14 protein-coding genes are annotated in these 13467 nt (G+C 35.1%); all 14 read right to left on the bottom strand.

Annotated features, from left to right (window positions below; all coding sequences use genetic code 11):
• Window positions 1-229: 229 nt before the first annotated feature.
• The 14 genes from CI949_RS03160 to flhA all read right to left on the bottom strand — a co-directional run bounded on the left by CI949_RS03160 (window position 230) and on the right by flhA (window position 13371).
• Window positions 230-763, bottom strand: a complete 534-nt coding sequence (locus CI949_RS03160; RefSeq protein ID WP_084566105.1) for a tryptophan transporter — start codon at window positions 761-763, stop codon at window positions 230-232.
• Window positions 764-902: 139 nt separating this feature from the next.
• Window positions 903-1229, bottom strand: coding sequence for a rod-binding protein (locus CI949_RS03155; protein WP_076544412.1), 327 nt, complete (start codon window positions 1227-1229; stop codon window positions 903-905).
• A 42-nt stretch (window positions 1230-1271) separates the two neighbouring features.
• The gene (locus tag CI949_RS03150) at window positions 1272-2405 is read right to left on the bottom strand and encodes a flagellar basal body P-ring protein FlgI (protein ID WP_234978067.1); all 1134 of its coding nucleotides are present in this window, start codon (window positions 2403-2405) and stop codon (window positions 1272-1274) included.
• A 20-nt stretch (window positions 2406-2425) separates the two neighbouring features.
• The gene (locus CI949_RS03145; RefSeq protein ID WP_076544413.1) at window positions 2426-3010 is read right to left on the bottom strand and encodes a flagellar basal body L-ring protein FlgH; all 585 of its coding nucleotides are present in this window, start codon (window positions 3008-3010) and stop codon (window positions 2426-2428) included.
• Window positions 3011-3023: 13 nt separating this feature from the next.
• Window positions 3024-3995, bottom strand: coding sequence for a flagellar basal body P-ring formation chaperone FlgA (gene flgA / locus CI949_RS03140; RefSeq protein WP_114489415.1), 972 nt, complete (start codon window positions 3993-3995; stop codon window positions 3024-3026).
• A gap of 46 nt (window positions 3996-4041) precedes the next feature.
• The gene (flgG, locus tag CI949_RS03135) at window positions 4042-4824 is read right to left on the bottom strand and encodes a flagellar basal-body rod protein FlgG (protein WP_076544415.1); all 783 of its coding nucleotides are present in this window, start codon (window positions 4822-4824) and stop codon (window positions 4042-4044) included.
• 126 nt (window positions 4825-4950) lie between these two features.
• Window positions 4951-5703, bottom strand: a complete 753-nt coding sequence (flgF, locus tag CI949_RS03130; RefSeq protein ID WP_076544416.1) for a flagellar basal-body rod protein FlgF — start codon at window positions 5701-5703, stop codon at window positions 4951-4953.
• Window positions 5704-5715: 12 nt separating this feature from the next.
• Window positions 5716-7314, bottom strand: coding sequence for a DUF342 domain-containing protein (locus tag CI949_RS03125; RefSeq protein ID WP_114489416.1), 1599 nt, complete (start codon window positions 7312-7314; stop codon window positions 5716-5718).
• Window positions 7315-7334: 20 nt separating this feature from the next.
• Window positions 7335-8081, bottom strand: coding sequence for a sigma-70 family RNA polymerase sigma factor (locus CI949_RS03120; protein WP_114489417.1), 747 nt, complete (start codon window positions 8079-8081; stop codon window positions 7335-7337).
• A 16-nt stretch (window positions 8082-8097) separates the two neighbouring features.
• On the bottom strand, window positions 8098-8481 hold the full coding sequence (locus CI949_RS03115) for a hypothetical protein (protein ID WP_076544419.1): 384 nt from the start codon (window positions 8479-8481) through the stop codon (window positions 8098-8100).
• Window positions 8482-9123 carry a flagellar brake protein gene (locus CI949_RS03110; protein ID WP_076544420.1) on the bottom strand — a complete coding sequence of 214 codons (642 nt, stop codon included), beginning with the start codon at window positions 9121-9123 and terminating at the stop codon, window positions 8482-8484.
• A gap of 17 nt (window positions 9124-9140) precedes the next feature.
• The gene (locus tag CI949_RS03105; RefSeq protein ID WP_076544421.1) at window positions 9141-10034 is read right to left on the bottom strand and encodes a MinD/ParA family protein; all 894 of its coding nucleotides are present in this window, start codon (window positions 10032-10034) and stop codon (window positions 9141-9143) included.
• Entirely contained in the window at window positions 10027-11340 is a 1314-nt protein-coding gene (gene flhF / locus CI949_RS03100) for a flagellar biosynthesis protein FlhF (protein ID WP_076544422.1), read from the bottom strand. Before flhF ends, CI949_RS03105 begins: the two co-directional genes overlap by 8 nt.
• Window positions 11341-13371 carry a flagellar biosynthesis protein FlhA gene (gene flhA / locus CI949_RS03095; protein ID WP_365941429.1) on the bottom strand — a complete coding sequence of 677 codons (2031 nt, stop codon included), beginning with the start codon at window positions 13369-13371 and terminating at the stop codon, window positions 11341-11343.
• Between the last annotated feature and the right edge of the window lie 96 nt (window positions 13372-13467).

Raw genomic sequence — 13467 nt, 5'->3', positions numbered from 1 at the left:
ATCATGATCTTTATATAATTTTGCTATCCATTTTCCGATTGGAGCATCTATCTTCATTTTCTCACCTCTTTTAAATTTAGTTGCACTCTCAACTATCTTGCTAAAATTATAACAGAAATTAGTTGAGTATGCAACTAAATAAGATTAAAATTAGATTAAATTTTTATTTTTTTGACAAAAAAATAACCTCTCAACTTAAATGAGAGGTTAATAAAAATTAAATTTTCAACTAAACAACTTCGTTTTTGGCTCCTTTAACTTCTACATCCATTGCAAAATCAACTACACTGAATACAATTACTGCTGTAATAGTATTAACTGCTGCTGCTGGAATTACTACTGTCGAAAATAAAACCGTAAAGGGACCGGGCAATCCAACTAGCAATGCAGCTGTACCCAAGAATATACAACCACTCAAAAGAGTACCAAAAGCTGTAATAATACCTGTAGATAATTTTCTCGATGGTAATTTTACTATAATTGGTATTAAAGGATAAACTATCATAAATGTTAATAGTTTATCTACCATATTTGCTACCTGTCCACCAGGAAAACCTGTGGTCAAAGCAGTAAAAATACCAGTAGATACTGCAACTAAAAAGCCCAATTTAAAATCCTGTTTGATAATCAATAAAATAAACATCATTGCCAGAGCAAAGTCAGGCTTCATTCCCATCACTATTGGAGGGAAAAATGCATGTAAAATAAATCCAATCGCCACCAACAAAGCCGCCTGTGCTAAATCTTTTGTACTAATTCTCATCTCAACTCATCTCTCCTTTTTATTTTTTTACTAATCTCAACTAATTTTAAGCTAATCTCTATTAGCTTTTCTAATTACCTAATATTATACATCAGCCAGAATAAATTGTCAAAATATTTGATATCAATTCAGTTAAAAGTTAGGTGTTTTTAAGCTGCTCAACCAGAGCCTGATTAAGTTCAGCCAACATTCCCTGCTTTCCTGCCATCTGACTGTATTCTCGGTACAACATATCCGAAAAAACATCTTCTGCATAACCACCATCAAGCATTTTATCATCAGCAAGTGTTTTTTTCATTGAAGCAAACATTTTCTCAATGAAAATAGAACTGAACTCCTGAGCAGCTTTTTCCAGATTTTCTTCTTTTCCAGCAGAAGTTTTAATACTATTTTCTGACTTCAGATTCTGCTGTTTATTAAGCTGATACTGAGCCAGTTGATGATAATTACTATTGAGTTTAACCATTCTTACACCTCGTTTTCCTACCAGTTATTTTATTTCGACTATTTACTGAATTATTAATTCTGCATGCAGCGCCCCAGCAGCATCAATTTTCTGGATAATTGAAATAATATCCCGCGGAGTTGCACCAATAGCATTTAAAGCTGTCACAAGATCTTCAATAGTATTTTCCTGACTTACAACCATCATATTACCCTGTTGGCCTTCATCTACTTTAATCTTAACATCCTCAGTCACAGTAGTTTCTCCCGGGCTAAGTGGTGGTGGCTGTGATACATTTTCCTGAGTAGAAATACTAACTGAGAGATTACCATGAGCAACTGCTACAGTAGATATCTGAACATTATGACTGAAAACAACAGTACCAGTTTTTTCGTCAATTACAACTCTGGCTTCAACAGCAGGAGTCACTTTTAAGCTGTTCACCTGGGCAATAAAATTAACCATTCCCTGGTTAAAGTTTGCTGGTTTTGAAATTTGAATTGTTGAGTCATTCAATGCCCGGGCTGTACCCTGACCAAAATTATTATTAATTGTTGTTGTAATCTGACTGGCAGTTTTAAAATTTGGATTGGCAAGTACATAAGTCAGTTGATTTTTATCCAGGCTAGAATTAATTTCTTTTTCTACCAGAGCACCTCCAGGTATTCTGCCAACAGTAGGATGATTTTGCTGTTCTGAATTAGAACTACCGCCTACACTGTAACCACCGACAGAAAGTGGACCCTGAGCAGAAGCATAAACTTCACCATTTGGAGCCTGAAGAGGTGTTAATAATAATGTTCCTCCCTGTAAACTATCAGCATCACCAATCGAACTTACTGTAATATCAATTGGGTCACCATTATGAGCCACAGGTGGCAGCTCTGCAGTTACCATAACTGCAGCTATATTCTGGCTTGCAACCTGATTATCTGTTACATTAACACCAAAATTCTGCAGCATATTGGCAACACTCTGAACTGTAGCCTGACTTCTATTGGAATCACCACTTCCGTTTAATCCAACTACAATACCATAGCCAATTAACTGATTAACACGCTGTCCCTTAATCCTGGTTATATTACCAATTTCGACCTGAGGATCATTAACTGCTGCAGTCAGTGTCGAACTGATCAGCAGCAAAAAAATAGAAATAAATATAGTTCCAAAAGCTTTCGATTTCATTAAATTAAACAAACTATCCCTTCTTTCAAATACTAAAAAATAAAATTAAATAATCTAGTTAAAACTCCCGGGTCCTGTTTATCACCAACAACACCCTCCCCTTCATATTCTATATTTGCATTACTGACCCTTTTGGAAGAAACTTCATTATCAAAATTAATATCCTGTGGTCGAATTACTCCTTCTAAGATAATTGTCTGAATTTCACCATTAATTTTTACCCTTTTTGTTCCCTGAATTTTAAGATTACCATTTTCTCGTAATTCTACTACCTCAGTCGTTATGTCTGCCTCCAGAGTACCACTTCGTTGAGTCTGACCATCTGCGGATTCTGAATCTGAATAACTGAAATCAAAGAAAGGAAGAAAATCTAAAAATCCACTTCCTTCAGCATTGTAATCACTACCCTGACTCGCATCAGAATTAGCGCTCTGAATAGCACTAGCGTCTTCCTCAATTACTACAGTAATTATATCTCCCATTTCATACTCCGGATAATCCTGGTACAAACCTTTAGAATTATCGCTCCAGAGTGATTCTGCAGCTGCAGCAGAAGTTGCCAGAAAAACTATTATAAGTACTATACTAATCAGTTTAAATTTACCTAAATAATACATATTTGCACCTCTCTTAATCTGAGATCATTTTAACCTCAGTTGGTGAAACTACTTCAACCTGAAATTGATAACCACTGTTTAAATTTTCAACCGTAATGATTTCACCAATTTTTCCTCTTTCTTTAGCCTCTACAAAGGTAGAAACTTTTATATTATTAACTTCAACTTTTAAATGTAATTTTTGTCCCCATTTTACTACATAGGGGGTCTTTAAATAATTTGACTTTAGTATTTCACCTTTTTTTAATCGCCTTGATAATTGAACATTATTGAAATCGACTTCTGACCAGCTCTGAATAACTTCTGCTGGATCACCTGAAATCTTTTGCTCTCGAATTGAAAAGTCCGATTTATTAATTTTTGAATTACTTTTTAAACTTTTATCTGCTGTCAGCACCTTAAGCAGCAGTTTGACTTTAACAGGATAAAAAAGACTTCGTATTTTTTTATCATTCTGCCATATTTCAAGCTTTAGATTAATATCCGACAGAGATAAATTTTGGTTTTCAGCAACCTTTATTTGATAATCACCTGCTGCAATTTCAATATTATGGGTAGAACTTTTACTTTCAATTAATATATCTTCAGCCTTAAAGTCAAGCTCAGTTTTTAAATAATCTTTAACCAACCTAGAAATCTCATCCTCGGTAATCACCCTACTTCGACGGCGAACAATTACTGTTGCCGGCATCCGGAGTTTAAACTGTGATTTTTTATAGTCCAGATTTTGGATGCTTAAATCAACAAGAACTCGACTCAGCCTTTTTTGATATCCTGGACTGGGAGAAGATTTAAAAACTAAATTTTTGAGTTCACTCAGAGCAGAATCAGAGAGCTCTGGAGCTTTAATTTGAGCAATTTCGCCCAGATAAATCTCGGCAGAACTAACTTCTACTTCTTTTTGTATTTCAATTTCAAAAGCAGCAGTATTAGTAGTTATAATTATTGTTAAGATCACCGTTAAAAAAACAATTATTTTCTTCATAATTATGCACCTCTGGCCACTGCTTTATTCAATAGTTAGCAACTTATTATCTCTTCAGCTGATTAGCTGTCTGCAGCATCTCATCCGAAGCCTGAATAGCCTTTGAGTTAGTCTCATATGCTCTCTGAGCTGCAATCATATTTACCATTTCTTCTACTACTTTAACATTTGACATTTCTAAAAAGCCCTGAGTTACTGTACCAAAACCAGCTTCTCCAGGAACTCCCTGCATAGCCTGCCCGGAAGCAACTGTCTGTAAATAAAGATTCCTTCCTTCACTGGAAAGACCGGCTGGATTGGCAAAACGATATAACTGAATTTGACCCAGTTGTTGATTTTCACCATTCACTTTGGCATTTACTGTACCATCGGAAGTTATTGATATTTCTGTCGCTTCCTGTGGAATCTGAAATCCAGGGTCTATCTGATAACCATCCGAAGTAACTATATTACCATTACTGTCCTGTTTAAAGGAACCATCTCTGGTATAAGCATAATTCCCATCTGGCAGCTGTATTCTAAAGAAGCCATCTCCTTCAATAACCATATCCAGGGGACTATCAGTATTTTGAATATTTCCCTGAGTAAATATTTTCTGGGTACTGTTAACTTTAGATCCATGACCAACCTCAATCCCGGTCGGAATTTCTGCTCCCTGAGCATTTGGTGTCCCGGATTCTCTCATATTTGTATAAATTAAATCCGCAAAATTAATTTTAGATTTTTTAAATCCACTTGTATTTACATTGGCCAGGTTATTAGAAATAACATCGATATTAGTCTGCTGTGAATTCATTCCTGTTGCTGATGTCCATAAAGCACTAATCATATTTTCCACCTCATTTATTTTTTTGGAAGTGGACAGACTGAAATAAATTTAATTGAAAACTGCTGTCTCTTTCAGTCAACAGCAGTAAGAGCTTCCTTTTCAGGTCCGGCTCTCAATCTAAAATATTTATGCCCGTCCAACTTCATTAATCACTTTGTTTAATGTCTCATCAATACTACTAATGACTTTCTGGTTTGATTCATAATGCCGGGTAGTCTTAATCATTTTTGCCATTTCTTCTACAATTTTAACATTAGAACCTTCTAAATACCCCTGAGCAATTCCAGCGTCAGTTTCAACAGCTACTGCCCCTTCCTGAGCTGCATAAAGATTATCACCCTGCTGCAGTAATTGGGACTCATCTTCAAAATTCATCAGTGCAATCTGTGCTCCCTGAAGACCATTATTAAAAGTGATCTGTCCGTCAGCACTAACCCTAAAATCCTGGTCAGGAATAAGCTGAATTCTCTCTCCAGCACTATCCAGCACATAATTGCCGCTCTGGGTTACAAGCTCGGAATCAGAATTGATAGTAAAATTACCATCCCGAGTGTATCTGTTGCCTGCATCAGTTTCAATTACAAAAAATCCTTTCCCTTCAACAGCAAAATCTAAATAATTATCAGTGCGTTGAAAAACCCCCTGACTCATGTCTTTAAAACTCTGCTCCACATAGGAACCTGTTGCCAACTCACCTATTTCCTTATCAGCTTTACCATTTTCAATCCTGCTTAAAAGCATTTCGGGAAAAGAAGCAGTGATAGCTTCTGATTTTTTAAAGCCGGCTGTATTAACATTGGCCAGATTATTGGAACGAATATTTGTCTTTTTCTCCAGCACATTCATCGAAGAAGCGGCAGTATATAAGCCTCTAATCATTTTAACACCTCCTTATAAATTAGTTTTCTGTCTTAACTCCTTATTAACTTCAGTAAAGGCACATTTCGAAATTTTGTTGCGAATAATCATTTTATCCTTACTACTTAAAAGCTGTACTCCAGGGAAAATACAGTTATTAACTTTTATAACCGCCTCCTCAGATGCAGTTAACTGTTCTTCCAGTTCTTCAATTTCAGACTCAAGTTCTGATTTTCTTTCTTCCAGCTCATCTTTAGTAGCTTTTAATTTAGAAAACATTTCTCGCTTATTTGCTGGTAACTTGATTCCTTTTTCTTTCATTGATTTTAATAGATCTACACTTTTGATTACCTTATCCAGATTGTTCTCCACTGTCTCCAGCTCATCTTTGGCAGCTTTGAATTTCTTGCGCAGTTCTGGCTCCAGCCCAATCTCAATATATGTCTTTGTTGCCAGACTGGAGCCAATCATATTTGCTTCGATGATATTTTGGGCCATAACCCGCCCGCCAACAATTAAACCTTTACCTCCACTTACTATAACACTATTTTTAGCAGTAACATGACTGTGCATTATTGCCTCATGTACTCTTACATTATTGGCTTTAATTTCAGCATTTTCTACAAAACGAGCATTTACATCACCACTGGCATTAATTTCGCCTTTATTCCTGCCCAAAAAACCTTTTTTTATTAAAACACTACCTCCACTTTCAATTTTTGCAGCACCTACATTTCCTGCAATTTCTATATCTCCAGAAGCTTTAACAACAAAACCTTCTCTAACATTACCACTAATTTTAACACTACCAACAAAATCTATATTACCTTCTTCCAGGTCTACATCCCCTTTGACCTGATAAACAGGATTAATAGATATTTTTGTCCCATTACGCACTATCTGACCGTCTTTAGCAGCATAAATGCTGTTATTTTTTTTGACAGTGTTTTTGGCACGAGGTAATTTTACGGACTTAGGAACAGGAGCTTTAATTTCTTCTCCAAAAACATCTTTTCCTGGTTCGCCTGCGGTTGGTTCTACCATTGTTACAATTTTTTCTCCCCGGCGAACATTATTAATTAAATTTTTGGAATGAAAATCCATGGTTCCATCTTCTCGTAGAGTACCAATATTATTTTCCTTCTCTTCAAAATGATAGATTAGATATCCATCTTCTCCCGGTAAAGGTTCTTTCCCTTCAGCAATTACTTCTCTTTTTACCGGCTGTCTAATTTTTAAAACCTGTTTTATTTTTTCTTCTTTGATTCCATAGCTAATATTCTTATCTGCCAGCAGCTCTTTTAAATCTCCAAATTTAATTTCCTTCCCATCTCTACCCGGAGTAAAATCTAATAAAACTTTTAATCCATCATTAGAAACTTCAATTTCTATTTTATCATCTTCGGAAGGCAAATTTATATTTTCAGCAATTTTAAACCATTCTTCCTGCTCATTACTTAGTGCTTTTTTTATTTTTTCATAATCTGCTTCCATAATATTATTTTCTACTAAAAAATCTTCAATCTCTAGTAAATCTGGATTATTATCCAACCTTAATTTCAATAATATTTCATCTTCTGTAAACTTAAGCAGACAATTCTGGTCTTTTCTATCAAACTGCTCTTTACTCACTTTTAATTACCTACCTCTCATTAGAAAAAATATTCTTTTGATCTACTCAGCATTCCCCGCAGGCGTCGAATTGCCTGACTATGCAGCTGAGAAACTCTTGCTGCAGACAACTCTAGCACTTCTGCTATTTCAACCTGAGTTAGTTCTTCATAGTAATATAAAGTTAAAACCAGTTTTTCGTTTTCAGAAAGCAAATCAATTTTTTTAGATAACAAATCAACAGCTTCCTGATCTGTTAATCTATCAACTGCCTGATCAAGATCAGCAGCAATTAATTCTATTAATTCAGCTCCATCAAATTCATGGGACAGTGAAATCCAATTAGCCAGCTGACTGTGTCTTTCAATAGTATTTAATCTATTTTCACTAATTCCTGTTAATTCTGAAAGTTCTTTTTGATCTGGCTCTCTGCCGGTTTTAGCCTTAAAATTTTCTCGCTGCTCTTCTACTCTTTTTAATTCTCTTCGCATATTATCCGGAAGCCAGTCCTTACTTCTTAAATAATCATAAATTTCTCCCTTAATCCTTGGCAGAGCAAAAGTAGAAAATTCAACTCCTCTTTGATAGTCAAATTTTTCTACTGCCTCAATCAAACCAATTATTCCATAACTTTCTAAATCTTCAGCTTCAATTTGATCAGGAAGCATAATAATAATTCTACCTACAGCATACCTTACCAGTCCCAGATGTTTTAAGATAATCTCTTCTCTAGCCTGCTGATTATTATTTAGCCTGTATTTTTTCCAGAGTAATTTATCTAAAGCCATAATAATCTCCCTTTAATTAGTTATTATCCTGCTGATAGTCAAATTCTTCTGGGTTAAAAGCTGAAAACTCCTGATTATCGAACTCATTTTCAACTGCAGATTCAGCAAATTCCTGCCCTGCTTCTGAGTCGGTAGCTGTTTCTCCCTGATCATTCAGTTCCGATTCAGAATTTAGCTGTCCATTTTCGTCTTCCGAATTTTCTATCTCAGTTGCAGCACCTGAATTATAATCTTTAATTAAATAATAACTGAGCTGCAGAAAAAAAGTCATCAGGGTTGAATAAACTAAAAATTTGAGCCCCAGAAAAAAAACCAACTCCAAACTTTGTCGTATAATTAAATTATAAATAACTGCAGCTGTATATGTAATTAGCCCTATAATAAGCGAGTTTACTAACATCTATCTCAAACCTTTTTTTCTGCTTTTACGCTGATAGGCAAAAATCCACTGTATTATCTGTTCTCGCTGCTCTTCTTCAATTTCTACAAACTGAACTCCATAGTTGTTGAGCTCATTATTTTCCCGCTGGATTCGAACAATTTTTGCTTTAATAAATTCTTTTGGTGGCAGAATATTTTTTAAACTGATTAGTATTTCTTCATTTTTTTTGAATTTCTTTTTTAACTGCATTTGAATCCCTCCACCACTTATATCCAGCAGTCTGGCTTCGGAAATTTTTTTTGGATATTTTTTGTCATCCATCATCTTATATATATCAACCGTACCGGTAACATCGAGTCTGAAATAATCACGCCTCTGAATTCGAGTTACCGAATCAGCTCTTTCAATTAAAAGTAATGGTATCGGTTTATTGGTTCTTTTTAAAATTTTAGATTTAAATTTATAAGCAGCCCGATCAGTAGTATAATAAACATTAATTGTCTGATCTAATCTAAGAGGAAGTGGTGCTCCCTCGCGATAGAGACCTGTAATTATAATTCCAGCCTCCAGAAAATCTGCTACTTTACTTAAATAGTTTCCCTGATAGGAACCTGATAAAACTTCTATTTCAAGTTTTTGATTAACCTCTAATTCCTTCATATTCTCAACTCCATCGACTATTTAACATGTTTATTAAAAAAACCAACCATTTTGTAAAAATAACTTTTTACACCTTTTGCCTGCTGTTCTTTTTCAGCACCGGTAATTTTTCTTGCCAGATTTTCAAAATCTCTGGCTGCTTTCCGATTAGAAAATAATTCAGAATAAGGTTTTTGTCTGCGCAGTGCAGCACTAATCTTTCGATCATGAGCTATACTGCCAATTAAAGTTAGATCTAAATCAAGATAATTTTTAACTGTCTTGATAATTCTTTTGGCAGTTTTTTGAGCATCCTTTTCGTCCTCAGTCTGGTTAATTACCATTTTGATCGGTTTATTATATTTGTGATTGGCCAGAATTTTAATTAAACTGTAACTATCCATAACAGAGGTTGGTTCTGTAGTTAAAAGAAGGATCAACTCTTCAGCAGCCAGGATTGTATTTACAATACTTTTTGCTGCCCCAGCCCCCAGATCAATTAAGAGATAATCATAATTTTTTTCAATCTGATCTCCCAGATCAATTAATTTTTGCATAGCATCATTTTGAATATCAATAAAACTATCATCACCGGTAATACCACTTAATAGTTTAATTCCAGCGGGACCTTCTATCACAGCATCTTCCAGACTGCATTCTCCCCGCAAAAGGTGTCCCATATCATAGTTAGGTTGTACTCCCAGCATAATATCGAGATTAGCCATCCCAATATCACTGTCAATAATTAGAACTTCTTTGTCCAGCTTGCTAAGATTATAGGCAAAATTAACTGTAAAGGTTGATTTGCCAACACCACCTTTACCACTGGCAATCGCTATGGTCCGGGTGGATGAAGTTTCAAATTCCTTTACCTCAACCTTTTCTTTTTTTTCCTGCATTATTTCTTTTAATTTTGCTGCCTGACTACGCATAAAAATCACCAAATAAATAACTGTATATCTGATCAGCTCCTGCTATTTCAAAATCTTCGGGAACATCCTGACCACAAGTTAAATAGGATAACGACAGGTTATAATTCTCTTTAATATTTATTATATCTCCATAACTACTTGTTTCGTCCAGTTTTGTCAGCAGAGCTCTATCAGGTTTAAGTTTGGAAAACTCAGAGATAATACTGCGCAGATCACTGCTTTTAGTATTTAAACTTAATAATAAATGGACCTCATCTACCAGAGTGTGATCAACATAGTCTTTTAGTCGCCCTAACTGAATCTGATCTTTCCAGCTGCTGCCCGGAGTGTCAATCAAAACTAAATCACAATTTCTAAACTGTCCTGCAATCATTTCTTCCAGCTTAGAACTGCTGTAACAGACAGCAAATGGAATATCGATAATTTTACTATAAGTCTGCAGCTGTTCTACTGCAGCTATCCGATAGGTATCAGCTGTAATTAAACCAACATTTTTATTTTTATCTACTGCAAAGTGAGCAGCAATTTTTGCCATAGTTGTGGTTTTGCCGACTCCGGTTGGACCGATAAAAGAAACAACTTTTTGAGCTGAATCTAATTTTATTGCCTCATTTTCAGCAAAATAAATTCCTAAAAATTCTTTTAAACGACTCTCAAAGTTATTTTCACCTGCTGAAGCTGTTTTTATATCCATTTCCTTTAAAAACAGATTAACATTTCTGCTGTCTACTCCCTGCTCTAACAGATAATTATATAATTGATTACTATTATTTAAATTTTTATTTTTATTTCCTGGATTTTTTTGATCAAATTTATTCTGCAGTTTTTGAGCAGCTGTTAAATTCTGCTGATTTTTTAATTCTTTTTTAAAAGAGTTTTCCGGCTCTACAGTCTGATTGCTGGTTTTAGTTTGTTTCGGCTGCTCTGATTTTTTTTCTGTTACATCTACTTCAGATCCGGCAGCAGTTTTTAAATCATCTATAAATTCTTTAATTGCATTTTTATTTTCAGGATCTTTACTTGCAGTTTTCTGGATCTTAGTTCTCTCAACTTTCCTCGTTTTTCTTCCATAGTTTGAAATTTCAACAATATCATCATTATTATCTTCTTTTACTGTAGTCTCTGAATCAGACTCTTTACTATCCAAAGCAGCAACTACCTCAAAAACCTCTTTTCCGAAAAATCCGAAAAACCCACCCTGTTTCAATTTTCTTTTATTTACAATAACAGCCTCAGGTCCCAGATCAGCCTTAACCTGAAAAATTACATCCTGCATTGTTTCGCCAGTATATTTTTTTACTTTCATTTAATTAACAACCCCCTGAACCTGAAGTTCAACATCAGATTCCAACTCATTAAAAGAGAGTACTGTTAGATCAGAGAAAGTTCGATGTACCATTTCTTTAATTGGCCTTCTAATCATTGGTGAAGTCAATAAAATGGGCTCTCTTCCCTGTTCTAATAACTGCTTAGCCTGCTGAACTATACTATTAATTAAATTTTGTGCCTCAGCCGGCTGTAAAGATAAATAATTACCCTGATCAGACTGCTCCAGAGAATTGGCCAGTTTTTCCTCTTTCTGCGGATCAATAGTAAAAACATTTAAATTGTTATTCTCATCAGTAAACTGATTACTGATCTGTCGGGATAATCCCTGACGTACATATTCAGTCAAAATAGTCTGGTCTTTAGTTCGAGCAGCATGATCTGCCAGAGTTTCTAAAATTAAAACCAGATTTTTTATTGGAATATTTTCCCACAATAGATTCTGCAGTATTTTCTGAATTTCTCCCAGATTCATAAGATCCGGCATAAGTTCATCCACTACAGCCTGATTATCCTCTTTTACATTATCAATTAATTTTTTGACTTCTTCTCTGCCCAGCAATTCATAAGCATGAGATTTAATAATTTCAGTTAAATGAGTAGCCATGACTGAACCAGGATCTACTACTGTGTAATTTGCCATCTCAGCTCTTTCCCGCTGTTCAGCCTCAATCCAGATAGCAGGTGTACCGAAGGCGGGCTCTTCAGTATCTACTCCTTCTATATCTTCAAAAGTATCACCTGGATCCATAGCCAGATATTTATCAGCAAATAATTGGTATTCGCTTATTTCTACTCCCTGCAGCTTAATCTTATATGTGTTTGGCTGCAGCTGTAAGTTGTCCACAATTCTTACCGGTGGTAAAATAATACCCAGCTCCATAGCAATCTGCTTTCTGATATTGGCAACTCTATCTAAAAAGTCTCCACCCTGTTCGGGAAGAACAAGCGAAATTAGGTTATATCCAACTTCAATTTCAAGTTTATCAACTTTTATCAGCTGTTTTATTTCTTGTTCCTTCATCTCCTGTTTTTCTTCCGGGCTTAACTCCGCTTTTTCTTTTTTCTTTTCTCTCGGAGCTTCAACCTGAGCGGTCCTGATAATTAAATACGCCATAGTAGCAATAAATACTGCCAGCACTAAAAATGGAATTGTAGGTAAACCGGGAACAAAGCCAAGTACTAATAAAACTCCCGCAGCTATAAAAAGAGCTTTAGGCTGTTTTAAAAGCTGTTCCGTCATCTCATTACCCATATTATTATCAGAGGCAGCTCTGGTGACCACCATACCGGTAGCTGTAGAAATTAGAAGTGCAGAAATTTGAGAAACCAGACCATCACCAACAGTTAAAAGAATATATGTTTGAGAAGCTTCGCCAAAACCCATTCCCTGCTGTAACATTCCAATAACAAGTCCACCTATAATATTAATAAAAGTTATAATAATACCGGCAATAGCATCACCTTTTACAAATTTACTGGCACCATCCATTGCTCCATAAAAATCTGCTTCCTGTCTAATTTTTTCTCTTTCTCTTTTTGCTTCTCTTTCGTCAATAATACCTGCATTTAAATCAGCATCAATACTCATCTGTTTACCGGGCATTGCATCTAGAGTAAATCGAGCTGCTACTTCTGCAACTCGCTCTGCACCTTTAGTAATTACAACAAACTGTATAACTACCAAAATTAAAAAGATTATCAGACCAACAACATAATTTCCCCCGACCACAAAATCACCAAAACTCATTATGATTTCTCCAGCATAACCCTGACCTAAAATTAATCTGGTCGTAGAAACATTAAGCCCCAGTCTAAAAAGAGTTGCAAAAAGTAAAAGAGAGGGAAAAACTGAAAGGTCCAGTGGCTCTGTGGTATAAATACTCACCAGAATAACAACCATTGAAAAGGTTATATTGGCAGCCAGCAGCATATCCAAAAGCATAGTTGGTAAGGGAATAATAAACATTACAATTATTCCAACTACCATTAAAGCAAAAATTATATCCATATTTTTTGTTATATTTGTAAAAGCTGCAGTATTATCCACTAATAAAATTAACCTCCACCAGTATAAGTAAAAAATTTAAAACAAGTTGTTCTTATT

Source organism: Halanaerobium sp. (genome assembly GCF_003070835.1).
The sequence above is the reverse complement of the archived record's forward strand: the minus strand, read 5'-3'. Positions and strand labels throughout refer to the sequence as shown.

What these genes read in the sequence shown, in the direction of transcription:
- CI949_RS03155 (WP_076544412.1), bottom strand. Translation starts at nt 1,229, where the DNA reads ATGGTTAAACTCAATAGTAATTATCATCAACTGGCTCAGTATCAGCTT.
- CI949_RS03120 (WP_114489417.1), bottom strand. Translation starts at nt 8,081, where the DNA reads ATGGCTTTAGATAAATTACTCTGGAAAAAATACAGGCTAAATAATAAT.
- CI949_RS03115 (WP_076544419.1), bottom strand. Translation starts at nt 8,481, where the DNA reads ATGTTAGTAAACTCGCTTATTATAGGGCTAATTACATATACAGCTGCA.
- CI949_RS03105 (WP_076544421.1), bottom strand. Translation starts at nt 10,034, where the DNA reads ATGCGTAGTCAGGCAGCAAAATTAAAAGAAATAATGCAGGAAAAAAAA.
- CI949_RS03160 (WP_084566105.1), bottom strand. Translation starts at nt 763, where the DNA reads ATGAGAATTAGTACAAAAGATTTAGCACAGGCGGCTTTGTTGGTGGCG.
- flgA (WP_114489415.1), bottom strand. Translation starts at nt 3,995, where the DNA reads ATGAAGAAAATAATTGTTTTTTTAACGGTGATCTTAACAATAATTATA.
- flhA (WP_365941429.1), bottom strand. Translation starts at nt 13,371, where the DNA reads ATGGATATAATTTTTGCTTTAATGGTAGTTGGAATAATTGTAATGTTT.
- CI949_RS03145 (WP_076544413.1), bottom strand. Translation starts at nt 3,010, where the DNA reads ATGTATTATTTAGGTAAATTTAAACTGATTAGTATAGTACTTATAATA.
- flgF (WP_076544416.1), bottom strand. Translation starts at nt 5,703, where the DNA reads ATGATTAGAGGCTTATATACTGCCGCTTCTTCGATGAATGTGCTGGAG.
- flhF (WP_076544422.1), bottom strand. Translation starts at nt 11,340, where the DNA reads ATGAAAGTAAAAAAATATACTGGCGAAACAATGCAGGATGTAATTTTT.
- CI949_RS03110 (WP_076544420.1), bottom strand. Translation starts at nt 9,123, where the DNA reads ATGAAGGAATTAGAGGTTAATCAAAAACTTGAAATAGAAGTTTTATCA.
- flgG (WP_076544415.1), bottom strand. Translation starts at nt 4,824, where the DNA reads ATGATTAGTGCTTTATGGACATCAGCAACAGGAATGAATTCACAGCAG.